The following is a 24353-nucleotide window of genomic DNA, read 5'->3' as shown; positions in this document are numbered from 1 at the left end:
GCCCGATAAAGTACCGGAATTGACTAGCTTGATAGATAAGTGGCTCAATACAAAAGATCTGTCAGGCAAAGGTAAATAAGATGCAATTATCATCCCTCATCCCCCACATCCACGGCTGTTTACATGTTGATCAAAACGAGCAGGGCTTGCAGCCACATCGCCTTACTCATAAACAGTTGAAGCACTTCGCTAAAAACGAAACGTGGGACATTCGTGCTCGCTGCCCAGCTGGTATTCGTATCGAACTCATAACGGATAGTCCTTATTTGGATTTAGGAGTCTACTGCGGCGATTATTGTCGCTCCTGGCTTGCTCTTGATGTCGTCATTGATGGTGCTCTGCAAGCGACTGTTCGTGTCGACGGACCACCAAAGCACTGGAATGGGCGCCTGCAACTAGCTGGTGAAGGTGATCGTCATATCCTTGTGCTTTTACCATATACTGTGACTTGTCGTATCAGTTCATGGGGACTTGCGGATGGCGCGACTTGTCGACCGGCCCCGAAAGCTAAAGGTCAGATTTTAAATATTGGCGACTCCATTATCCAGGGTATGACTGGCAGTGGAATGGGCTCAAGTTGCGCCTGGCGCCTTTCTCAACTTCTAAAAATGGATATGCTTAATCAGGGAGTTGGAGGACACATCTTTGAGGCTGCTAGCTGGGATCCCGATATCACAGTCAATCCAAGTCTTATTACCTGCACCTATGGTAACAATGACTTTAATACTGGACGTACGCATGAAGATGTTTTTAAGGATGCCAGGGATCACATGGAAGCCGTACGAGCCACTTTTCCCGATGTACCCATTGTCCTGGTTTCGCCTATATGGCGTTCCTTTGAAGATAAAAAGGATTACGCCAAATTTGTCGACTTCGGTTCCAAGCTTCGCCAAAGTTTCATTGGCTTCCCGGGGATGACAGTTATCGACGGCCAGAAAATGGTGTCACACCGCGAAGACCGCTACGAAGATGGAGTGCATCCAAATGATGTCGGCTTTGCGGAATTCGCAATAAATTTATATAAAGAAATCAAAAGCAAAGTGGACTTAAGCTGAGCTTATAAGACCGCTTTGTAAGGTAAATAAAGAACTCTAAAGAATCAATAAATTTAACAAAATATCACAAAGGACAAGACAATGAAAAACTACACAATGAAAGCATTATTACTACTTTGTTTAATGAGCTTTAGTTCATCGCTTTTTGCAGAGAACAAATCGGGCCATAAAGCTGCTTTAGAAATAGGGGGGCTGCGCTGTGCAGATCGTCAATTTAAAGTGACAACTATTCCTGAAACCTTAAAAGGCTTTAAATGTTATCCCATCAACCGCGGCGATAAAATGAAGCCGGGAGCTGGTATGAATTTCAAGTTGAGTGCTCCCGCAGAAGTTTATTTAGCTGTAATGGATCGTGGGAATCCAACACTGGGACAAGCTTGGGAAAAGACAGATATGAAGTTGGATTGGATGGGGGACCACGTACCATTTACTGACCTCATTTATAAGAAGTCGGCTCCAGCTGGTTTACTTACTGTTCCTGAGCACCAAGGTTTAGCGGGTAAAAAGAAGAAAACTTTTGGTATTCCACACCTGCTTATCGTTCCTGCAGGCATTGAGGTAAGCATTTCTCCGTCAAAAGAAGATTAGGAACAGGGCATTCTATGAAGCGTTTACTATCATTTCTTTTACTTGGAGTTGCGGCTAATGGCTTTTTAGCAAGTTCAGGTTTAGCTGCGGATCAGAGCAGTAAGTAAGCCAATATCATCTTTATTTTGGCGGATGATTTAGGCTGGTCAGATACAAGTCTTTACGGTACGATCAAACTCTATCAGGCCCCGAATATTGAGCGCCTGGCAAAGCGGGGCATGACTTTTAGTCGTGCTTATTCGGATAGTCCGCTTTGTTCTCCAACTCGGGCGAGCATACTGACGGGACAAATTCCCTTAAGACATGGGGCGACCAGGCCCGAGCACCATACGAAGGCCGTTCGCATGGAGCCCACGTACAAAAAAAATACCCCTCCCGGTGATAAAGTAATCTCGGTAGACACGGTAACACGTCTCGATAATAAACTGCCAACTCTGGGGAAACTCATTAAAAGTGCTGGCTATACAACTGGGCATTTTGGCAAATGGCACTTAGGCCCTAAGCCTTATTCCCCTCTGGAACATGGCTTTGATGTAGATATACCAAATCATCCAGGTCCAGGTCCAGCAGGTTCATATGTGGCTCCATGGAAGTATAAAAACTTTAAAGCCAATTCTCCAAAAGAGCATATTGAAGACCGCATGGCTGAAGAGGCTATAGCCTGGATGAATTCAGTAAAAAATAAAGATCCATTCTTTATGAATTACTGGATGTTTTCAGTACATGGCCCCTGGGATGCAAAGCAGGAATTAGTCGACAAGTACCAAAAAATGATCAAGCCTGGAGATAGGCAGCAATCGGCTATTTATGCCGCGATGATTGAATCCATGGATGATGCTGTCGGTTCTTTACTTGACGCGGTAGATGAAGCTGGAATTGCCAATAAAACAGTTATCATATTCACCTCCGATAATGGCGGCAATATGTACAGCAAACTCGACGGCATTTTCCCGACGGATAATTACCCCCTTCGTGGAGGAAAAGCATCCATGTGTGAAGGTGGAATCCGCATTCCCTTTGTCATCTCCTGGCCGGGACTTACCCAAGCTGAAACCCGCTCTAAGGAACTTGTTCAAACCTCAGATTTTTATCCGACTATCCTCCATCAATTGGGAATAGAGATCCCAGCGGATCATAAAGTTGATGGTATTGATATTAGTCCGGCTTTAGTTGGTAAAAAGCTCAATCGCAAGGGCCTTGTAAACTACTTCCCTTTTCCTGCTATGGTTCCGGATTGGGTGCCATCATCCATTTCCCTTCACTCAGGGGACTGGAAACTGCTTCGCCTTTTCCACCAGGGCGAAAATGGCGCTCACGCTTATAATCTTTACAACCTGGCTGAAGACATCGGCGAAATGAATGACCTGGCTGATAACTACCCCGAACGAGTGAAAGAAATGGACCGAATCATAGAGGCGGTGATCCAGGATACGGGTGGACTAGTTCCTAAGCCGAACCCAAACTTCGATCCGGCGCAATATCGTCCGGAGCAGATTGGCAAACCCACCGAAGAATTCATGAAAAAAAACTGGAAGACCAGTAAGAATAAAAAGACTAAGAAGTAATTAACAAACTAAAGTTTGAACTTGTAGTACAAGCTTTAGAGTATGTGTGAAAAATACTCTTTTAGGTGCAGCGCACCGACAGAAAGTAGCGTGCGGTACAGCCGCACGTAAAATATAACTAAGAGCACAAGGTGCAAAGTACCGACACAGGGTATTGAATCTGTCGGGCTTACAGCCCTCTAGAATCAATAAATTGTAGCCTCTTAAATCTTTGCTACTCAGACCAATGGCGTAAGCAAAATATTTAAGAGGCTAATCTTTCGGTGCACGCTACAATCTATCGGGCTTACAGCCCTTTATATGAGCTGTCGATTGCTTACCACGATTTATTGTGCGAGATCCGCAAATTATTTTACCGACAGACAAACAACATTTAGATGCAGCACACCGACAGAAAGCCTTTCTTGCAAAGCGAATAATCTATTCAAGGTTTATGCCGTTGTTGTCTGTCCTTTCTTGTGTCGCCGAATGCAATGCTAAGTTGAAATAAGCAAAGTAAGCAAAAGTAGAGATTATATTTTTTCATGCATAAACGAGTGGGTTAAGGCTTTTCGGGGTGGTATAAGCTTTTCAAAGAACGCTGAGGTGAGCTGTGAATTAAGTACGGATCGGATTGATGTCTATGCGTAGCTTAGTCATCAGTTCGATCCGTTGGGTATTTCCATTTAACAAGGGCTTTGCCTGTTAAGGGCTTGTTCTTCAAAAATTCCTTACGCGGTGATTTATTACTTTTTAAATCACCGGCCATATTCATTGAATGTTCAATATTCATATCTTGATATTTAGCAGATGTGCCACGCCCCTGGTAGTCATCAAAGAGGGTGTCGGGTTCTGGAAAAGTCATGGTACTGAACTTCTTTTTCCAACGGGTCGTTGGCTGCCAGCTGCGATGAGGTGCCTTGAAATGAACCATCAACATAAAAGGTTTGCTCTTATCGCGCTCATTATTCATCCAGTTTAGTGCACGACGGGTAATTACATCGCTCGAGTGCTCTCCTGGGTAGATTGTTTTCCCTGTTTCAGTAACAAACTCAGGATCCCAATATTTCCCCTGACCAGGTAACACTTCCCAGTAATCAAAGCCCTGCATTTTACCAGGAAGGTGGATTTTACCGATCATTGCAGTTTGATATCCTCCTTTTTGCAAGAGCTTCTGAAACTGCTGCTGATTGTGATCAAAGCCTTTAACGTTATCAACCTTGCCATGGAGATGACTGTGCTTGCCGGTGAGCAAAGTGGCACGACTGGGAGCACAAATTGAGTTGCCGACGTAAGCTCTTTTAAATATCATGCCTTCTTTAGCAAGTCGATCGATATTCGGAGTTAAATTATAGGACTCGAGAAGGCCACCATAAGCACCAATAGCCTGAGTGGCATGATCATCAGAAAACATCCAAATAATATTTGGCCTTTCCTGGGCTGCTAATGGAAACATCAGGAGCATTAAAATTGAGAAAAATTTCATGGTTATTCCTTCTGAATTATGGCTGGCGTTCTCATGGGATGCGGGACTCATAACATACTCATTCCATTAGCTGGCTGCAGGCGATTGATATATGTTTTATCGAGCTTTAGCTCCATGATTCAGCTCTTATTAAATATGAATTGACCTTTAATCGTCATAAATTTTGCTCAGATGACAAAACTAGGAAAAAGCTTTACGTTTTTACTCAGAAATACTAAAATACCTGATTTTAGAGTTTTATGACTCTAAGGTGCTGATTATAAATAATTAAAACATGAAAAATTCTTATTGCCTGTCATTTGACGTAATCTCATCATAATCATGAAATATCATTATAATGATTTAAGGCGTGCATCTTATGAAAAAATTTACTTTGGGTGGTAGTAAACAGTGCGCCCTTCAAATAGAAGTAACATTCATAGCTGTTTGAAATGATAAATAAATTTACTCTAATTATGAGAGGTGATGAAATAAAGAAACTACGATTGAAGATAACTACAGTGGCAGCTTTCACCCTGATCACAGTGCAGTTGTTTGTTACTGGGTGCGCTTCAAAATCTGGTAAATTACCGACCTATATGCATCCTGAACATCTTTACTTAAATGCTAAGTCTTATAAGCAGATTTACGTAGAACTAGACATAGTTGAAGGAGCGTCTTTACCAACTGGATTTACAGACACATTGTACAGGTTCCTTAACGCACATTGCCATAAGCCAGGTGGAATAAAAATAATTCAGGGTAAGCCAATACCAATATCTAAATTTGAAGGCTTTCCGAAACGTTGTGCTCCACTTCTTTGTATAAATGGTCCTGGGCAAATGAATCAAGGAGTCGCCTATATACATATCTTGTGCTACGACAGTGATAAGGGGCATTGGGATGAAAGGAAGCATGAGCCCTATGCGATTATTGAAGGTTCTCATATATCTATTGATCTTGGTTATGTGGGTGGCGGTTTTGAAAACTATATACTACAACATGAGCTTGGGCATATTTTAGGTCTATGTAAAAACACGACACATGGAGACGGAGCACACTGTAATAATCACGGCTGTTTAATGGAGCCTTCACCTACTTTACTAAATCAAACAAAATGGGTTGCTGGTCACATACCAAAAGCTGAACTGTGTTCAAGCTGCCTGAGGGATTTGAATTTAGAAAGAAATAAAAAAGTTGATACAGTATATTTTCAGGGGCCATTTTTAGTTCGTGAACAAAATTCTTATGCCATTGCGATGCTTGGTGGCGCGTGTCGTATTTTTATACCAAAGGAAACGCTAAAAAACTTCAAGTGGGATAAACTATTAAGTGGTATTCAAAAGACCATTATGCCAGGCCTTAAAGTATCGGGGGGGAAGTGGGACGAAGAGGGGGTAATATGGTTGGTAGCACGTGGACCAGACTCAAAATTAATTCAAGCTGCATTGAATGATGCCGCTCAAAGTGACCCTGATCCCTATATACGTAACAACGCCACTAAAGAGCTTAGGAAAATAAAGTGATGCATAGGCCTCAATAGTTCAAATTAAGCCAGCTAGCTAAAGACTTGTGAAAATTTATTTACGAAGCAATTTCGTTTTAGTAAAGGCATATTTGTGTACTGCCTGTCCCTCATCCAGAAGCAAATTTGCCACTCTTTGAAAAGAATCCATATTTGGGTACCTTGGGAAAGCTTTAACTAAAGCCATTTCCTTCACGTCACAGCCACGGATATTTAATTCTGTAAAAGTAAATTGAGAAATACTGCGAATATCATGTAATTGCGGATGACCGGATAAATCGAACTTCAAACCCATATACCTCCCGCTTAATTTACCATTGATTGGAGTTTTATTTTCCTGGCTGAGTAGCCAGTTCAGATCTGCTTTAATTTCTTCAATTTCATTACCTGCAGTTCTTTCTGTATTGAGGATGGCCCAGGTAAATAACTGGGATTTAAAGATCATATAGCTATCAGTACCTAAATATTTTTTTACTATGGGGTAAAGTTCCTGAACACTTAAAACCTTGTGTGAATTGAGCGCTGCTAAATCTGAATATAATTGCATAGTCAATAAAGAAAATTCTTCGGGTTTCTTGACTAATAATTCATGGCCTCGAGACAATTTTTCTTTGGCTTCAGAGAATCTTTGCTGGACACAAAGAGACTTCGCCAAATATAAGTAGGATCTAAAATCACCTCCATGGAGTATATGAGCTGCCTCATAAGCTTCAACAGCCTGAGAAGGTAGAAAGCGGTAATAGTCTGTCCTAGCTTTAAACCTATAACTTAAGCTGGCTTCTCTTGATATTTTTTTATTCATATCGAGTAAAGTTTCAGACTTCTCTAAAGCCTTAGTCGTAAGCTGTTTTTCCTTTCTCAAACTCTCAATAAAGACTAGTGAACCAATAACTATCACAGAAACAAGCATCATAGCCAGCAGGCAAATACTTTTGTTACGTTTATAAAGAAGAGTCAGCTGCTTAGCAAAGGAGGCTTCCTCGGCCTCAGTCAAAAAACCGTTTCGGTAAGCATCTATATCAGAAATGATTTTTTCAACCGATTGGTAACGCTCTTGCGGAGATAAGTGCAAGGCCTTCATACAAATGGCTTCCAAACTTTCCGGTATTATGAGATCAGGCCTTTTTTTACTTGGCTTTACAAAATGGCCCGTAAGAGTTTCGCTAATTATTTCCTTGGCGCCCTCACCGTCGATAGCGTTTCCAAGACTCAGTAATTCATAAAGAATAGATCCGAGGGCGAAAATATCACTACGTTCATCTTTCACCGTATCGCCTCCTTTAGCCTGTTCTGGAGACATGTAGCCCGGGGTTCCTTTGATTTCTCCACTAAGGGTATAATAGCGCTTGCTGTAGTAGTCCAGGCTTTCAAGTAGGGATACGTCCATATCATCATTATGACCAATAATGGCTGCTAAGCCCCAGTCACAAACGACAACGTCACCAAAGGTGCTCACCGTTATGTTATCGGGCTTAAGGTCTAAGTGAGCTATACCACGTGAATGTGCGTAAGCTAGAGCTTCACAAACTTTGAGAAAAATATCTATTCGCTTGGGAAGTGGATAATCTTTGAGAGTTTGCGGATCCTTATTGATGAGCTTATCAAGGATGACTCTTAAACTAAGTCCTTTAATCAGTTTCATGGTAAAATAAGGGTGTCCCTGATCATCGAGACCTATGTCGTAGAGTGGAACAATATTTGGGTGCTGTAACATAGCTGTGATACGCGCTTCTCTCAGAAAACTTTCGACAGCTTGTTCATCTTGAGGGTTCTTAAGCACGGCTTTAGCAATGACGCGTCCAGAGACTGTATCTTCCGTGCGAATGATGTTTTTCATCGCTCCCGAACCCGTTATTTCCGAGCTCTCGTAACGATTTTCGACGTTCCACAGTGAATAAAGAAGGCTATTTTCACGACCATCTTCCTCAGCCAATTTGTAAAGGCTTTTCCAGTTGTTTATCTCGTCATCCATCTTGATTAGCGCACCTATTATTAATGGAGAATAACTCTTGATTACTTGTAATTTCAGCCTAATTCACGCTTAAGTTGTTGAATCTTTTTAACCATTTTTGGAGTAATTCTTTTTTTATTAACAGAGATCGTATTTCTGGGTATAGATAACCTTTCAGATATACTATCTAATGACTCACCTTCCATGAGAGCTTCAAAACTTAAGCGAGCATTTTTAGATAGATCAGTTTTTATATTATCCCAATCCATTTTAGTAATAAAATCGATCCATTCCCTATCAGATATTTCTTCAATTTCAGGTGAAAGTGTAGTTGGGATTTCAATTTTTTTATCTAATTCAGCTCTGCGAGAAAATTTTTGTCCATGATTGTACACCATGGATTTAGCCACTCTACACAACCAATAACGGAAACATCCTTTCTGTGGTTCATAGTTAAATTCCGGAAGTTTTTTCCAGCAAATGACCAAAGTGTTTTGCACATGGTCTTCAATTTCATCATACTTTACGCCAAAACTTCTAATGACGTGATATATATAAGGACGGTAGATTGTTACAAATTCATTCCACGAGTCTTCGCTGTGCGTATCCTTAATTTTTTGAAGTAGCGTTTGTCTTGTGTAATGTTTCATGAAACTCCAGTGCAATTGCTAAATACTTGAATGCTGTACTTATGCTCATACTAAATTTACTCAGTTATTGTCGTGAAGTTTCATAATCTGACAGGGATTAGATTTTAAATTAAAATAACTTACTCACTTGAGGTCTCTTTATAAACCTTCTATCACTTGAAGGATGTGTTCATCTGTTGCATCTAAAGAGCCTCGATATAAAATCCTTATTAGCTGTTTATAACTCGTGGAGTTCGCAAATTTTTGTCAAGTTTGTAGTTGCTGCCTGAGAAGAGAATGAAAAATCGTTGTTTCGCGTTTGAGCTGTATAGCCATGATGGCTTGCAGGTTACACATGTTTTTTTGAAAAAACATTACTCAATCTGTCATTATCTGAAATCTCACAATTATTTATTTATATAAACAAATGGAGATTTAGATTAATGAAAAAATTTACTTTGATAGAAATTTTAGTTGTAGTGGCCATTATCGGTATTTTGTCTTCCTTACTTTTGCCTTCATTGAGTAGCGCACGTGATAAGAGTCGTGCCTCAGTCTGTAAAAATAATCTCAAGCAAATCGGTCTTGGGGCTTATTTATATGCGGATGATAATAACGGAAACTTAATTGTCAGTCGACCCGGAGGCGGTCATGACGGCTGGTGGGCAAATGTCATGTATACAGATGGTTATTTACCTATTGCCAAGGATGCCATGACCTGTCCTTCAATGCCACTCAGTGATGTGGAGTGGGCAGCTAGTTATAAAGCAAGGGCTTATGGTGTAGTAAGAGATAAATATGGTAATAAACGTGACGGTGTTAATATGGAATCAGCAGACCTTCGCTTTATTATTCCAGCTGAAGTAGAATCCGCAAGAGAGTTTTTTCACTATGCTGATTCAGCGGCCATGCATAATGGTGAGTTCTATCAGGCTGTGACTTTTTGGTGGGACCGTTTTCAGGCCACCCAAGGTAGCATTCATCTTCGCCATGATAATAAACCAAATATCTGGTTTATTGATGGCCATGTGCAAGGACATAGTATAGGCTCTTTAGGTCAATTGGGTTTTCATGGTGGGTGGACTAAGGATCAAGTCCAACTGCCATTTTAAGGGAGACATTCATGAAAGTAGCACTCAGTCACTTTGGCCCTTACGCCTCACCATTAAACCCTCTAGAAAGAATCATGCCCACCTTATTTAAACAGCTCAAGGATTCGAATTATGAACGCTAAAATCAATCGCCGAAGTTTTCTGCGAGGCTCAGGTGCACTTATTGCACTTCCAAGTCTTGCTTCAATGAATTACAAAGCCAAAGCAGGGACGAAAAGGAAATCGATCAAAGCCCCCAAGCGAGCTATTTTTATTAGTATGGGCTTTGGAGTAACTCAGGAAACCTGGTTTCCGGACCTGGCTCAAAAAGACTCTAATTATACACTTCCGCTTGGTTTAAAACCTTTGGCAAAACACAAATCAGATTTCACTATTGTACAGGGGTGCCGTCATGAGCACCATTTTGGTGCCCATAACGGCAGTACTAATTGGCTGACGGGAGCCAATCGCTATGCTATTCCAGGTCAGAATATGTCCAATAGTATTTCACTCGATCAAGTCATTGCAGGGCAAGTTGGACATCAGACCCGTTTTTCATCTTTGCCCCTGGTAGGTGATGACGATTTTAATGGAGGTCACGGCCCAGGCTTGTCTTTGTCCTGGGATCAAAAGGGGAAACCAATTGGCGGGATTAAGGATCCAGTCCAAGTTTTTCACAAGCTTTTTTCAGCGGAGGATATGCCATTGGAGCAGCGTCAGGCGGCCATTGCTGAGAATCGCAGTGTACTAGATACCGTTTTTAAAGATGCTAAACGCGTTCAAGGTGGACTATCCAAGGACGATAATGAAAAGTTGGATGAGTATTTTCAGGGGATTCGCGATATCGAGACCCGCCTGAAAAAAGATGAAGATTGGCTCACAGTACCTAAGGCAAAAGCACCCATGGTAGAGCCTAAGCTCGGCTTAAAAGGGAAAGATGAAATCGAGATGATTTACAAGCTTATGACTGCCGCGCTACAGACTGATAGTACCCGTGCCATCACTTATCGACTACCAGTGGGAACTCTCTTGCAAAGTGTGGATGCAGGTTTCTCGCCTCATACAGTTAGTCATTATGCACCAGGGCCACGCATGGAGGCCTCACAAAAGAGAGATAAGGCTAATACTCAATTATTGGCCGGTTTAATCGATCAGCTCAAAAGAACTAAAGAGGCCGACGGGTCCAGTTTATTTGATAATACCACAGTCGTTTTTGGCGGTGGTATAAGAAGTATTCATTACATCGAAAATGTGCCAACCTTAATTACTGGCAGAGGGTCAAATCTTAAGCTGGGCCATAATCTTGTCTTACCTGAACACACGCCTTTGTGCAATGTTTGGCTCAGTTTACTGCAGGGAATGGGGATTAAAGCGGATAGTCATGGCGATAGTACCGGCATTATTAAGGAGCTCCAGGCATGAAGAAATTTCTTATATCTTTATCCTTGTTAGGAGCCTTTAATTCACAGGCTGAAAAGGCAGTTTTCCCTGAAAAGAATTTTGACTTCCTGGCCAATTATTGTCTCAATTGTCATGGTGAAGAAAAAGAAGAGGGCAATGTAAATCTTGAGGATTTGGATTTTAATATTCAAACCCTCCAAGGAGCGGAAGCCTGGCAAAAAGTATTACATAGTTTAAATGCCGGAGAGATGCCCCCTGAAGATAAAAAACAGCCTAAGAACCATGAAAAAGCCGACTTTTTAGACGACCTTTCCAAGACCATGGTGACGGCACGCAAGGCTCTATCCGATTCCGGCGGTAAAATCACCATGAAGCGTCTCAATCGCCGTGAGTATCAAAATACTATCAAAGAATTGACTGGAGCTACAGTTGATGTGGATACGTTACCCACGGACGAAAGCGCGGGCAGATTTGACACTGTGGGGTCCTCACAGTTTATTTCCAGTGATCAATTCGAAACCTACCTTAAATTGGGACGTGCAGCCATTGATGAAATGTTTCTTCGCCACAAGCTTGCATCAGTCAAATCAAAAACGTACCGCGTTGAACCCGAAAAGGTATTTAACCCTCAAATAGATAAATTCATCAATGGCAAAGAAAAAACCTATGCTCAATTCAGGAAATGGCAAAAGATTGTTGATGAGCTTGCCAAGGCTCCCGAAAATAAAGAAATCGTAGAAAAGATTTATAAGCAAAAGCCTAAAAATAAAAACCTGCCTAAGGAATACGACCTGTATCATAGTGCCCATAAATTGAAAGGTGCTCCCAATCACAAAGATTTTGGTTTCAAAGAAGCCTGGCACCCGGCAACAACATTTCGTTTTATTCATACTCAGAGGGACTTTGCCCTCTACAAACATTTTGCCTCTTTACCTAAACGCGATAGTGGCTCTTATCTGATGGTTGGTAAAGGTTATGGTCGTGTTGATATTGGGTCAGAAGACTTAGTCCCGGGCAGCTATACTTTACGTGTTCGCGTTGCTGCTGTGGATGGTCAACCTGCCCACAGACACTTTATCGACATCGGTCATCCGCAGATTCAAACAGGCTGGCAATTTGGTTTATTTCCTGGAAAACCTATTGCCACTCGACAGGTTACAGGAACTATAGATAAGCCTCAGATCATTGAAGTTCCCATTGAAATAGATTCTAATACAACTAAAGAATTTAGCGTACAGGAGAAACAACATAATGACAGTGTGAAGGCGAGTTGGGGAACTATTGGTGAATATGCCAAGAAAAACGGCTACGGCATTCCTCCGGCAATCTGGATAGATTGGCTAGAGTTGGAAGGGCCACATCCTCCTAAAAAGACCCCAGCATTGCAAATGGATTGGTGGGTTCAAAATAGCCGTTCCTTAAAAGAAAGCGATCGTGCTCGTAAAATCCTCCAGAAGTTTAGTGCGAAAGCTTTTCGCGGTGTATCAGCTAAAAAGGACTATGTGGATGGTTTGCTTAATATTTTTAAGCTACGCCGCTCTGCAGGAGAAAGCTTTGATGTCGCTATCCGTAAGCCCTTGAGTATTATTTTGGCCTCACCGGGTTTTCTCTATTTTAACGAATCGAGTACAGGAGAGGGACGTCGCCAACTTAATGATCGCGAACTCGCCGTACGCCTGGCTTATTTTCTTTGGAGTTCCCCACCTGATGCGCAGCTCATGAGCCTAGCGGCAAAAAAACAACTCACTAAGCCGGAAGTCCTCAATCAACAAGTAAAGCGCATGATTGCGGATTCACGTGCCGATAAATTTGTCTCCGGTTTTCTTCATCAATGGTTAGATATGGAACGTCTCGATTTTTTTCAATTCGACACCACCCTCTACCGTGAATTTGATGATGCCACCCGCGAGGCCTCACGCCAGGAAGTCTACAAAAGTTTTGCCTACCTTATGCGCAACAACAAAGCAGGGCAAATTGGTAAACTTTTAAACAGTGATTACGTCATTATAAATGCACTACTGGCAACATATTATGGTATTGAAGGTGTGACCGGCGATGAATACCGTAAAGTCAATTTACCGAAAAGCTCTCCCAGAGGCGGACTTCTCGGTATGGCGGCGATTCATGCCATGGGCAGCGATGGGGCTGAAAGCAGTCCAGTTGAGCGTGGTGCCTGGGTTTTGCGTCATTTACTTAATGAACCACCACCACCGGCTCCGGCAAATGTACCCCAGCTCTCAGCTGTTAAAGGACAAAACCTGACGACGCGTCAAAAACTTTTAGCGCACCAGGCTGAACCTCAATGTGCTAGCTGTCATAGAAAGATTGACCCCATCGGTTTTGGCCTAGAAAATTTTGATCCAGTGGGGAAATGGCGTGACATGGAATTTGCCGTTGTGAGTGGAGGTAAACGCAAAGTCCAAAGTAAGAAAGGGCATAAAATTGATCCGGCCGGGGCCTTTCACAATGGGCCCGCCTTTAAGGACTACTTTGCCATGCGTGAACTTATTGGCAAACGCGAAACAGACTTTGCTCAAGGCTTTACAGAACATTTGATTGAATATGCTTTGGGACGTCCATTTGGCTTTACCGATGAAGATCTGGTAAACGAGATTCTTGCTTCAGCTAAATCAAATGACTATAATGTAAGCTCTTTTATCCAGGCACTGGTGAGCAGTGAAGCCTTCCATCAAAAATAACTTCAATTTATTAGGAATAAGATATGACTTTTTTATATAAAAGCGCACTAAGCCTATCAATGGCACTCTGCCTGAGTGGAATGACTCTGCATGCTGCGGAGAAAGTAAAGAAAAGCCCGGAAGTCATTGCCGATATTTTGGAAGTCCATGATGATTATTTGTTGGTTGAGACTAGCAAAAGCAAAAAGGGGAGTAAAAAAATACGGCTTGATGAAAATAGCAAAATTATTTATGTAGGCTTTGATGGACAGCATGAAGAGATTAATGCAGCTTGTACCATAAGAGCTTCAATGCAGGGGGATATAGTTCAAACTATGTACTTAACTCCGCCCATTGAAAAACAGTTTCTGGATCCCACTCCGGAGATGCTGAAGATGACTATGAGTGAATTATTTCAACTGGCTGACATCAACAAAAATGGTCGCATTTGCTATGTAGAATTAACGGAAAAAATCAAAGCTCATGCTCCCAAGCATGGGGCGACCAACTTCTATAAAAAACTTGATCTAGATAAGTCAGGAGCTCTCAATGAACAGGAATTTGAGCTGGCGGTAGTCAATACCTTATGGTGGCGGATGTCCAGAAAGAGCCCTGAAGAAATGTTTAAAAACGCCGATAAGGATAATAATCAGATGCTATCCAAAGAGGAGTTTGAAGTGTTTAGGGATGTCAAAGCCCACTTAAACGCCTTGTTTTCAAGGGCGGATAAAGATAAATCCGGTGATGTGGATTTTAATGAAGCTAAAATTCATGTCAATGAGCTGATTTATCCAAGTCAGCTCTAGCTTTATCTATTCTACATCTTATTTCTGTCACTTCTAAAATTCCTGCTACAATTTAAGTGTATTAAATGATCTGATGGATGAACAATAATTAAGTGATGAGTATTAGATGAAATCTTATATATATATTATGCTATTTGGCATTGTAGCGAACAGCCAATTTCTCCTATTAAGTTTAGTAGCAGCACCGCAAAAGACTCCACCGAATATTGTCCTCATCATGGTGGACGATCTTGGGGGAAGAGATTTGGCTGTGTACGGAAATAAATTTAATGAAAGCCCTAATATAGACAAGTTAGCCACACAGGGCATGGTCTTTGATCAAGCTTATGCGGCACCGGTTTGTTCTGCTACTCGAGCGAGTATTCAGTCGGGACAAACGCCGGCACGAGTGGGGATTTTTGACTTTATTCCCGGTCATTGGCGCCCTTATGAAAAAGTTACTGTGCCCCATCACAAAATACAGCATTTACCCAAAGATATTTTTACTCTTGGCGATGCCATGAAATCGGCGGGTTATAAAACCGGCTATTTTGGTAAATGGCACCTCAATGATAGGAAGTCAAAGGGCAAACAAGCACGTCATACACCGGACGAACGTGGCTATGATAAATCTTACATGTATAATGGAGGCGGCTTTTATCGTCCTGTTTTTCAACCGGCTTATAGGCTTGATAAACCCAAACGTTTAAGTCAGATACTCACTGATATGGGTGTTGATTTTATTAAAGAAAATAAAGATCAGCCCTTTTTTCTATTTGTCTCTCACTATGATGTGCACGTTCAATTAGATGCGGATAAGGATCTCATTAATAAGTATTTAAATAAAAAAAGAGATCCCAATTACCCTGGAAATGCCGTTTATGCTGCGATGATTGAGCACACCGACGATAGCGTAGGGCAGTTAATGAAGGCCATTGATGATCAAGGTTTAACAGATAATACTATTTTTATTTTTTACTCCGATAATGGCGGTGTTGATAATCGTTATGACGATATTCCTCTGTTAGGCGGACGCAGTGCCAATGTCTATCCGGAAGGACATCCACTAAGGTATGTGGCGACTTCTAATGCACCGCTTAGATCGGGGAAAGGGACTTTGTACGAAGGTGGCATACGAGTGCCGCTCATCGTGAGGTGGCCAGGAAAAGTAAATCCGGGAACTCGTTCTGAAGCCGTTTTTAGCAGCTCTGATTTTTACCCAAGTTTTTTAGAGATCACCAATACTCAGGCACCTAAAAACCAAGTGCTCGATGGCGTTTCAATGGTGCCGGCACTGACGAAAAATAGTTTTGATCCGGAGCGAGAGCTCTTCACTCACTATCCTGTTTATCACCATGATGTGCCCATGTCGGCATTGCGAAAAGGTGACTGGAAAATTATTGAGAATTTAGTGAGTAAAGAGTTTTACCTCTACAATATAAAATACGATGTCAATGAAATGGTGGACCACAAAGTGAGCTTGCCGGCAAAGTTTTCGGGAATGAAAGCGGCTTTAGCAAAATGGCAAAAAGAGACAAAGGCGCAAATGCCTGTTCCCAATCCAAAATTTGATCCTTCTAAACGTTATCAATGGGGTGCAAATCCCTATAAATAATGCGTGTAATGCGGTACCTTTGTTACAAATAAGAGCCACGGCATCTTCATAAACATTTTTCTTCTATTCAATCTTACAACTCAAAGGTTTATTATGATATTTACCAAAACCAGGAAAACTCTTATGATTAAGAAGTATTGCTTTTTACTTAGCTTCTTCACAGTGGGATTAGTGGCAGCTGCCGATAAGCCTATGAACGTAGTCTTTATTTTAGCCGATGATCTCGGTTGGAGTGATACGGAACTTTACGGCCAGACGAAGTTATATAAAACACCAAATATCATGCGCCTGGCTAAGAGGGGATGTACCTTTACTCGTGCCTATTCCAATTCACCTTTGTGTTCTCCGACGCGAGCGAGTTTTCTGACGGGACAGACGCCTGCGCGTCACGGCAGTACACAGCCACGGCACCATACAAAGACGGTTGCACTGAAGGCAGAGTTGGCAAAAAGGGCGCGTCCATCCGAGAAAGCCATTTCTGTGTCCTCTGCCACTCGTTTGGATACGAATTACCCCACAATCGGGAAAATGATGAAGCAGGGGGGATATGAAACAGGGCATTTTGGCAAGTGGCACCTAGGGCCGAAGCCTTACAGTCCACTACAGCATGGTTTTGATGTGGATGTTCCCCATCATACAGGTGCAGGGCCGGGTAGATCTTACGTGGCACCCTGGAGTCAAAAAAACATCCAGCCAAATTATGAGAAAGAACATATTGAGGATCGCATGGTTGAGGAGTGCTTGAAATGGGTGGACAGCCTTTCTGGAGATAAGCCCTTCTTTATGAATTACTGGATGTTCTCCGTGCATGGCCCTTTCGATGCCAAGCAGGAGCTCATTGATAAATATGAGAAACTTATCGACCCCAATAGCAAACAGAGGTCTGCTCTCTATGCGGCCATGGTGCAGTCGCTGGATGATGCGGTCGGGGCATTATTGGACGGCCTCGAGAGCCGAGGACTTATGGATAATACGGTAATCATTTTTACTTCGGATAATGGCGGCAATATGTACAGTCAACTGGACCAAGATATAGTGCCGACATCTAACTTTCCCCTTCGTGGAGGCAAGGCATCTATGTGTGAAGGTGGGGTGCGCGTTCCCTGTACGGTTGTTTGGCCCGGGGTGACAAAAGCTGCGAGCCAAAGTGAGGAAATTATTCAAAGCTCTGACTTTTATACGACGATTCTCAAGGGTATGAATATTTCAATGCCGGACAATCACGATGTGGACGGCATAGATATCCGCCCAGCACTTGAGGGTGGTGAGCTTGATCGTGAAGCCATATTCACTTATTTTCCCTGTATCGTTCCTGTCCCCGAATGGCTGCCGCCATCAATGTCTGTTCATTCAGGTAAATGGAAGTTGGTACGCGTATTTTTCGGAGGAGAAAATGGCGAACATGACTATAAGCTTTATGACTTATCAAATGATATTGCAGAAGAGAATAACCTCGCGGACTCTAATCCTGAGTTACTGAAAAGACTTGATAATTTAATTGAAGCTTATTTGACTGAGGCAAATGGCGTAACTCCGGTTCGCAATCCGGATTTTGATCTCAAGCAGTTTGATCCAAGTGTGATTGGAAAACGTCCAGAATCGAAGAAGAAAAACAAAAAATCTCAAGGCAAGAAGCCCAAGTCTTCCGGTAGAAAAGATCCTAAGAAAGCTCCCGTGGCGACTTAAGGGGTTGGAGGTCGAGTAGCTGTGTTGACGGGGGGATGAGGAAATAGTACTGCAAAATGTCCATATTGAGGAGTTATTATATCAACTATGAGTTTAAAATCAAATAAACAAAGTTCCGACGGCACTTGTTTAAACAGCCACTAATGTGCATAGAATTTTAAAAGGGATTATTATGACAAAACTATTAATTCTACAGACTTTTACCTGTTTATCTCTGTGCTTAGCTCAGACTCAGTCGAAATCAGCAGAAGCACCACTTTCGGTTTTAAACGAAATGCGGCCCAAAACAACTCATTCCGAATACCCAAATATAGTGTTGATTTATGCTGACGATTTGGGTTACGGAGATTTGAGCTCTTATGGCGCGACAAAAATTAAAACGCCGAATATCGATCGACTCGCACAAACGGGAACATTGTTCACTGATGGGCATTCGACTTCGGCAACCTGCACGCCCTCACGTTATGCCTTGCTCACGGGTGAATATCCGCTTCGTATTAACAACTACAGTCCCGTATTTTGTGCAGACCGTCTTATCATCGACACGAAAAAAACAACGATTGCGAGTCTTCTTAAGCGCAAAGGCTACGCCACTGCTTGTGTCGGCAAGTGGCACCTCGGTTTTGGTGATAAGCCCAAGCCAGATTGGAATAAGGAGCTGAAGCCGGGGCCTCTTGAACTCGGTTTTGATTACTTTTTCGGTTTGCCTGTAGTTAATTCACATCCGCCTTTTGTGTACATGGAGAACCGCCGGATTCTTGCTTTAGATCCAAATGATCCCTTGATATATGAGCGGGGAGGAAAAACTTACGGTAAGAGTTACGAGGGTAAGCATACGAGTCCGCATCGTGGTATGGTGAGTCTTATTGGCGGCAAGGCAGCTCATGACCTCTATGTTGACGAACTTATTGGAGAGAAGTTAACTCAGAAGGCGTTGACCTGGATGAATCAGCAGAACAAGCCTTTTTTCCTTTATTATGCGAGTCACAATGTTCATCTGCCGATTACCCCACATCCATACTTTCACGGGAAAAGTGAATGCGGACTTCGTGGTGATTTTGTCGAAGAACTGGATTGGTCGGTTGGTCAGATTATTTCAGCTGTTGAGCGTTTTGGGGCTTTAGAGAATACCATTTTTATTTTCACCAGCGATAATGGCGCAATTATTAAGGGTAAAGACCAAGGCGATGTCTTAGATCAGTTGGGACATAAGCCCAACGGAAAACTTAAGGGCAGAAAATTCGGCGCTTGGGAGGCTGGTCATCGCGTACCCTTTATTGCTTCCTGGCCTAACAAAATTCCAGCGGGAAAAACTTCCGATGCTCTGATTGCCAATCTGGATCTCTTGCCGACTTTTGCGGCTATCACAGGACAGAAATTAGCTCCGCACGAAGCCAGAGATGGTTTTAATCAGCTGCCATTATTGTTGGGAAAAGACGCTACTTCAGCTCGTAGTGAGTTGATTATTCAGCCCCATAAACGCTCGCATACATCATTGCGACAAGGTGATTGGGTTTATATTCCTGGAGCGGGGGATGGAGGCTGGGTCCCGGCGAAAAAGGGGGAACTTCCAAAACAGCTCTATAACTTAAAGGATGATCCCTTTCAGAAGCAGAACCTAATTAATGATTTCCCCGAGCGAGCCGATGCCATGGCCTCGCACCTGAATAAATTATTGAAGCAATACGGGGTGACTGCCAACAAAACTATGACTAAGAACAAAGGTAAGAAAAAGTAGAAGCCATGAATAAATTTACGAGAAAGCTAGTCTTATTGAGTACTTTCGTCTTAGGCTCTTTAAGTGCTGCACAAAAACCCAATATCATTCTGATTTTAGCTGATGATATGGGTTATGAATGTGTGGGTGCCAACGGCAGTGAAGATTATAAAACTCCGGAACTCGATAAGCTGGGGGCAAGCGGAATGCGCTTTGAACAATGTTTTTCTAACCCCCTGTGTACGCCATCACGAGTTAAAATTATGACTGGGCTTTATAACATACGAAATTATGTGAGATTTGGTGTTCTTGAACGTTCTCAACGAACCTTTGCGAACCAACTCAAAGAAGTCGGGTATACTACGGCGATTGCCGGTAAATGGCAGTTGGGTAGAAAAACGGATGCTCCACAGAGCTTTGGCTTTGATCAATCTTGTCTTTGGCAGCATTTTCGTGGTCGGGTGCGCAAAGGAACGCAGTTTGATTCTCGTTACCCCAATCCACAGTTAGAAATCAACGGTAAAGCAGTTGATCATAATAATGGTGAATATGGTCCGGATGTATGTGCTGACTTTATTTGTGATTTTATAGAAACTAACAAAGAAAAACCTTTTTTTGTTTACTATCCGATGATCCTTCCCCATTGTCCTTTTGATGCGACGCCAGATTCAACTACTTGGGATCCAAAGTCACTTGGATCACCAATATATAAAGGTCCTGGAGAATATGATTTACTTAAGAAACACTTTGGTGATATGGTGCAGTATACCGATAAAATGGTGGGTAAGATTGTAGCCAAACTCGACAAGTTAGGATTGCGAGAAAATACCCTGATCATTTTTACTGGTGATAATGGTACTGATAAGCCAATTATAACCAAGTGGAACGGAAAAGTAATTGAAGGGGGCAAAGGTAAAGTCGCTGATACCGGTACCAGAGTTCCGCTGATCATTAACTGGCCTGGTAAAATAGCTCCTGCTGTCCAGGAAAAAGAGTTAGTGGAATTTTCTGATTTCATGCCAACTTTGTGTGAATTAGCGGGGGCACCATTACCCAATAATTATCCTGGTGACGGAGTGAGCTTTTGGCCTGTCTTGTCGGGTAAAGGAAAACGTACAAAAGATTATGTACATATATGGTACAATTCTCTTAATAGGGAAAAACATACATGGGTACGCAATTTGGACTACGGCGTATACTTGGATAGAATTAAAGGAAGCTATACTTATCAGAAATTCACCAGTCATTTTTCGACAGAAATAGTGGATTATGAGGGCTTACCTGAAAGTGAAAAAGCTATTTTTAATAACTTGAAGGGAATCATGGACAGGATATCTGCAAAAAAATAAGTTCTACATCTTTTAGGAACAGAGATGATAAAACTGAAAATTGTTAAAGTATAAAATTTATTTAGGAGTTAATCATAAAAAAGATATTCATTACACCTGTTTATTTCTTGCTGTCTGTGTGCTGGGCACAGTCCCCTTCAACACCGGCAAAAGTACCGGTTTCAACTTTGAATGAGATGAGCCCTAAAAAAACGAGTTCCAAACATCCAAATATTGTATTTATTTTTGCCGATGACCTCGGTTATGGTGATTTGGGTTCTTATGGTGCAACAAAAGTAAGAACGCTAAATATCGATAAATTGGCTAGTCAAGGCAAGCGTTTTACCGACGCTCATTCTGCTTCAGCAGTGTGTACACCATCCCGTTATGCACTACTAACAGGCGAATACCCTCATAGAAAAAACTTATATAGCCCAGTAATGCTTAATAGTGGACTGATTATCGATACAAAACAAGAAACGCTGGCAAGCTTATTGAAAAAATCTGGATATGCCACCGCTTGTATTGGTAAATGGCATCTTGGATTCGGACAAAAAAAACCAAATTGGAACGGCGAATTAAAACCGGGTCCCTTGGAACTTGGCTTTGATTATTATTACGGCGTTCCAGTTGTAAACAGTCACCCGCCTTTTGTTTATGTAGAGAATCATCATGTTGTTGGTTTGCTTCCAGACGACCCTTTTGTTCGTGGAAAAAAGGCTAAAACTCAAAGGATTTTTGAGAAGATTGGGACGGATCATTTTGGTGGAGCGGATGCTGCTCATGAGCTATATAACGATTATCAAGTCGGCACTCATCTGACAAATAAAGCACTGGATTGGATTAAGCAACAAAGCAAAGAAAAGCCCTTCTTTCTATACTTTTCTACAACGAACATCCACCACCCCTTTACACCAGCACCGCGCTTTCAAGGTAGCAGTGATTGTGGCCTGTATGGTGACTTCATTCACGAACTTGATTGGATTGTAGGTGAAGTTATGAAGACTCTTGAAAGTCAGGGCCTTGCCGGTAATACTCTAGTGATTTTCACGAGTGACAATGGTGGGATGTTTAATATCGGCGGACAAAAGGCTTGGGATGCAGGCCATCGTATCAATGGAGATTTACTGGGTTTTAAATTTGGTGCTTGGGAAGGGGGACATCGCGTTCCCTTTATCGCTAAATGGCCAGGAAAAATCCAAGCAGACAGCACATCAGATCAACTTCTTTGTAATGTCGACATGATTGCAACTTTTGCCGAAATTACCGGTGTGAAAATTGATAGTAATCAAGCCATCGACAGTAAGAGTATTTTGTCTGTTTTTACCGGAGAACCACAGCAACAAGTCAGAGATCATATCGTACTGTCCCCATTTAAGCGTGGTCGTCTCGCTATTCGAAAAGGAAAGTGGATTTATATAAGTGGTCAAGGAAGTGGTGGTTTTACCGTCGCCAAGCGCGGTGGACAGGCCTTTGGAGGAGCGGCTGCGATCAGCTATGCAGCTTACAAAAATAGTGACATCGAAAACGGTAAGATCAAAGCGGATGCACCACCCGCACAGCTCTATGATCTCGAAAATGATTTAACTCAAACAAAAAATTTGTACAATGAACATCCAGAGCTGGTTAAAGAAATGAAATCTTTGTTAGAAAGCTATGTTATTCCAAAATTAAAGTCTTCAAAGAAAGGGAAGAAAAAATGAACACGCTATTAAATCGACTGTTATTACTGGGGACTTTCGTGTTGAGCTCCCTTAGTGCTGCTCAAAAACCCAATATCCTCATCATTTTTACCGATGATCAGGGCTATGCCGATTTGGGCTGTTTTGGAAGTAAAGAAAATCAGACACCAGTACTCGATAAACTCGCAAAAGAGGGGACAAAGTTCACTTCTTTTTATGCTCAGCCCGTTTGTGGACCTTCGCGTTCAGCTATTTTGACGGGACGTTATCCCGCTCGCAGTAAAGGCTGGTCAATGCCCGCTTCTGAAATCACTTTTGCTGAAATGCTGAAAGAGGCCGGTTATCAAACGGCTTGCGTTGGTAAGTGGGACGTTTCTAATCGCAGAGCTATCATCGACCGAATGCCCGTTGCTCAGGGCTTTGATTATTATTATGGAGGTCTTGGGGCCAATGATAGTGGAAAAATGAAACTGCATGAAAATAACGAGCTCATGGGTGAAACAGAAGACATGGCGGGGATCACGCGGCTTTACACTGATAAAGCCATTGATTTTCTCAAGAATAAGCGCGATTCTAAAAAGCCTTTTCTGCTCTACCTCTCTCATACCATGATGCATACAATTATCGATGCCTCACCGAAATTTAAAGAAAAAACGGGTGATAACCTTTATCGAGCTGTTGTCGAAGAATTTGATTACGAAACGGGGCGTTTGCTTGATACACTTGATCAGCTTGGTGTGAAAGATAACACACTCATTATCTATACGACCGATAATGGACCATGGAATCAGCCAAAGTATTATGAAAACAAAAAGGGACACCCAGCTAATTCAATTTTTTGGGGTGACGCCGGCCCCTTTCGCGATGGCAAAGCATCCATTTATGAAGGTGGCATCCGCGTCCCCTGTATCATGCGCTGGCCCGGGAAAATTGCTGCTGGAAAAACTAATGATGGTCTCATGGCCACCATCGATTTACTGCCAACTTTTGCGGCATTGACGGGGGCGAAGATTCCTGACGACCGCCTGATTGATGGTGTTAATCAACTTGATTTTATCTGCGGTAAAAGCGAAACCGCGCGTGAATTCTATATCTACAATCCGGGATCGGCATCTGTTCAAAAAGATATCCTTTTGGGTAATGCTATTCGCGAAGGGGATTGGAAAGTGATTTCACCTTTGAAGGTCGGGCGATTTCTAGAAGATGGTGGCACGGGTGAATGGGAGCTCTATAACCTTAAAGAGGATAGGGGAGAAACCAAGAATTTGGCAAAGCAGTATCCTGAAAAGCTAGATCGTCTTAAACGTAAACTTGAGTCTGAGGATGCGATTTATTCAATAGTACAGCCAAGAAAAAAGTCTAAGAAAAAGAAACCAAAGAAAGCCAAGTCTATTCCCTAAAAGGCGTTCGATTCAAATGATTATTTCAGTAAGTTATAATTGTAGTGTTCCTATTCTATGTCTTCGCCATTCAATTAGAGTCCCAAAGGGACGATATAATACAGCCTGGCACGAAAGTGCTAGGTGTGCATAAAAAGCAAAATTCTGAGTTTTAAGGGGGAGTTTTTTGTTATATAAACTCATTGTTAACAAGATGATAAAGATATTTTTTAT

Annotated in this window: 17 protein-coding genes; 14 read left to right on the top strand and 3 right to left on the bottom strand. The window is 42.1% G+C overall.

The genetic code is table 11. The features are described from left to right. Positions 1-80: 80 nt before the first annotated feature. From PQO01_RS08900 to PQO01_RS08890, 3 genes are all read left to right on the top strand, one after another. Positions 81-1055 carry an SGNH/GDSL hydrolase family protein gene (locus tag PQO01_RS08900; RefSeq protein ID WP_274313668.1) on the top strand — a complete coding sequence of 325 codons (975 nt, stop codon included), beginning with the start codon at positions 81-83 and terminating at the stop codon, positions 1053-1055. 81 nt (positions 1056-1136) lie between these two features. After that, complete coding sequence (locus PQO01_RS08895) at positions 1137-1643, top strand: hypothetical protein (RefSeq protein WP_274313667.1); 507 nt, start codon at positions 1137-1139, stop codon at positions 1641-1643. 113 nt (positions 1644-1756) lie between these two features. After that, positions 1757-3208: a sulfatase gene (locus PQO01_RS08890; RefSeq protein ID WP_337994448.1), complete on the top strand. Its 1452-nt coding sequence runs from the start codon at positions 1757-1759 to the stop codon at positions 3206-3208. A gap of 631 nt (positions 3209-3839) precedes the next feature. Here PQO01_RS08890 and PQO01_RS08885 read toward each other — a convergent pair. Next, a complete protein-coding gene (locus tag PQO01_RS08885; RefSeq protein ID WP_274313666.1) occupies positions 3840-4673 on the bottom strand; it encodes a sulfatase-like hydrolase/transferase in 834 nt (277 codons plus the stop codon). A 431-nt stretch (positions 4674-5104) separates the two neighbouring features. Between PQO01_RS08885 and PQO01_RS08880 the strand changes: the two genes are divergently transcribed. Further along, positions 5105-6178 (top strand): hypothetical protein, encoded by a 1074-nt coding sequence (locus PQO01_RS08880; protein ID WP_274313665.1) that lies wholly within the window; start codon positions 5105-5107, stop codon positions 6176-6178. A 54-nt stretch (positions 6179-6232) separates the two neighbouring features. On the opposite strand, the gene PQO01_RS08875 is transcribed toward PQO01_RS08880, so the two are convergent. Together PQO01_RS08875 and PQO01_RS08870 are read right to left on the bottom strand one after the other, a co-directional pair. Then, entirely contained in the window at positions 6233-8149 is a 1917-nt protein-coding gene (locus PQO01_RS08875) for a protein kinase domain-containing protein (protein ID WP_274313664.1), read from the bottom strand. A gap of 53 nt (positions 8150-8202) precedes the next feature. Beyond that, complete coding sequence (locus PQO01_RS08870) at positions 8203-8778, bottom strand: sigma-70 family RNA polymerase sigma factor (protein WP_274313663.1); 576 nt, start codon at positions 8776-8778, stop codon at positions 8203-8205. A 422-nt stretch (positions 8779-9200) separates the two neighbouring features. On the opposite strand from PQO01_RS08870, the gene PQO01_RS08865 reads away from it, so the two are divergent. The 10 genes from PQO01_RS08865 to PQO01_RS08820 all read left to right on the top strand — a co-directional run bounded on the left by PQO01_RS08865 (position 9201) and on the right by PQO01_RS08820 (position 24140). Beyond that, complete coding sequence (locus PQO01_RS08865; protein ID WP_274313662.1) at positions 9201-9869, top strand: type II secretion system protein; 669 nt, start codon at positions 9201-9203, stop codon at positions 9867-9869. 111 nt (positions 9870-9980) lie between these two features. Beyond that, a complete protein-coding gene (locus PQO01_RS08860) occupies positions 9981-11270 on the top strand; it encodes a DUF1552 domain-containing protein (RefSeq protein ID WP_274313661.1) in 1290 nt (429 codons plus the stop codon). Continuing rightward, positions 11267-13948: a DUF1592 domain-containing protein gene (locus PQO01_RS08855; protein ID WP_274313660.1), complete on the top strand. Its 2682-nt coding sequence runs from the start codon at positions 11267-11269 to the stop codon at positions 13946-13948. Before PQO01_RS08860 ends, PQO01_RS08855 begins: the two co-directional genes overlap by 4 nt. Before the next feature lie 23 nt (positions 13949-13971). Beyond that, on the top strand, positions 13972-14733 hold the full coding sequence (locus tag PQO01_RS08850) for an EF-hand domain-containing protein (protein ID WP_274313659.1): 762 nt from the start codon (positions 13972-13974) through the stop codon (positions 14731-14733). Between the two features lie 106 nt (positions 14734-14839). After that, positions 14840-16327, top strand: coding sequence for a sulfatase (locus PQO01_RS08845; RefSeq protein ID WP_274313658.1), 1488 nt, complete (start codon positions 14840-14842; stop codon positions 16325-16327). Between the two features lie 123 nt (positions 16328-16450). Then, the gene (locus PQO01_RS08840) at positions 16451-18013 is read left to right on the top strand and encodes a sulfatase (RefSeq protein WP_274313657.1); all 1563 of its coding nucleotides are present in this window, start codon (positions 16451-16453) and stop codon (positions 18011-18013) included. A gap of 172 nt (positions 18014-18185) precedes the next feature. Beyond that, complete coding sequence (locus PQO01_RS08835) at positions 18186-19751, top strand: sulfatase family protein (protein WP_274313656.1); 1566 nt, start codon at positions 18186-18188, stop codon at positions 19749-19751. Positions 19752-19756: 5 nt separating this feature from the next. Beyond that, positions 19757-21079, top strand: coding sequence for a sulfatase family protein (locus tag PQO01_RS08830; RefSeq protein WP_274313655.1), 1323 nt, complete (start codon positions 19757-19759; stop codon positions 21077-21079). Positions 21080-21255: 176 nt separating this feature from the next. After that, entirely contained in the window at positions 21256-22761 is a 1506-nt protein-coding gene (locus PQO01_RS08825) for a sulfatase family protein (protein ID WP_274313654.1), read from the top strand. After that, a complete protein-coding gene (locus PQO01_RS08820) occupies positions 22758-24140 on the top strand; it encodes a sulfatase family protein (RefSeq protein WP_274313653.1) in 1383 nt (460 codons plus the stop codon). Before PQO01_RS08825 ends, PQO01_RS08820 begins: the two co-directional genes overlap by 4 nt. Positions 24141-24353: the final 213 nt, after the last annotated feature.

This window comes from Lentisphaera marina (genome assembly GCF_028745505.1).
Taxonomy (GTDB): Bacteria; Verrucomicrobiota; Lentisphaeria; order Lentisphaerales; family Lentisphaeraceae; genus Lentisphaera; species Lentisphaera marina.
This window is presented reverse-complemented; position numbering and strand designations above follow the sequence as displayed.

Bases quoted from the DNA above. Each gene is read 5' to 3' on its own strand.
- PQO01_RS08835 (WP_274313656.1), top strand. From the start codon at position 18,186: ATGACAAAACTATTAATTCTACAGACTTTTACCTGTTTATCTCTGTGC.
- PQO01_RS08880 (WP_274313665.1), top strand. From the start codon at position 5,105: ATGATAAATAAATTTACTCTAATTATGAGAGGTGATGAAATAAAGAAA.
- PQO01_RS08845 (WP_274313658.1), top strand. From the start codon at position 14,840: ATGAAATCTTATATATATATTATGCTATTTGGCATTGTAGCGAACAGC.
- PQO01_RS08855 (WP_274313660.1), top strand. From the start codon at position 11,267: ATGAAGAAATTTCTTATATCTTTATCCTTGTTAGGAGCCTTTAATTCA.
- PQO01_RS08885 (WP_274313666.1), bottom strand. From the start codon at position 4,673: ATGAAATTTTTCTCAATTTTAATGCTCCTGATGTTTCCATTAGCAGCC.
- PQO01_RS08895 (WP_274313667.1), top strand. From the start codon at position 1,137: ATGAAAAACTACACAATGAAAGCATTATTACTACTTTGTTTAATGAGC.
- PQO01_RS08875 (WP_274313664.1), bottom strand. From the start codon at position 8,149: ATGGATGACGAGATAAACAACTGGAAAAGCCTTTACAAATTGGCTGAG.
- PQO01_RS08860 (WP_274313661.1), top strand. From the start codon at position 9,981: ATGAACGCTAAAATCAATCGCCGAAGTTTTCTGCGAGGCTCAGGTGCA.
- PQO01_RS08840 (WP_274313657.1), top strand. From the start codon at position 16,451: ATGATTAAGAAGTATTGCTTTTTACTTAGCTTCTTCACAGTGGGATTA.
- PQO01_RS08900 (WP_274313668.1), top strand. From the start codon at position 81: ATGCAATTATCATCCCTCATCCCCCACATCCACGGCTGTTTACATGTT.
- PQO01_RS08865 (WP_274313662.1), top strand. From the start codon at position 9,201: ATGAAAAAATTTACTTTGATAGAAATTTTAGTTGTAGTGGCCATTATC.
- PQO01_RS08850 (WP_274313659.1), top strand. From the start codon at position 13,972: ATGACTTTTTTATATAAAAGCGCACTAAGCCTATCAATGGCACTCTGC.
- PQO01_RS08870 (WP_274313663.1), bottom strand. From the start codon at position 8,778: ATGAAACATTACACAAGACAAACGCTACTTCAAAAAATTAAGGATACG.
- PQO01_RS08825 (WP_274313654.1), top strand. From the start codon at position 21,256: ATGAGCCCTAAAAAAACGAGTTCCAAACATCCAAATATTGTATTTATT.
- PQO01_RS08830 (WP_274313655.1), top strand. From the start codon at position 19,757: ATGAATAAATTTACGAGAAAGCTAGTCTTATTGAGTACTTTCGTCTTA.
- PQO01_RS08820 (WP_274313653.1), top strand. From the start codon at position 22,758: ATGAACACGCTATTAAATCGACTGTTATTACTGGGGACTTTCGTGTTG.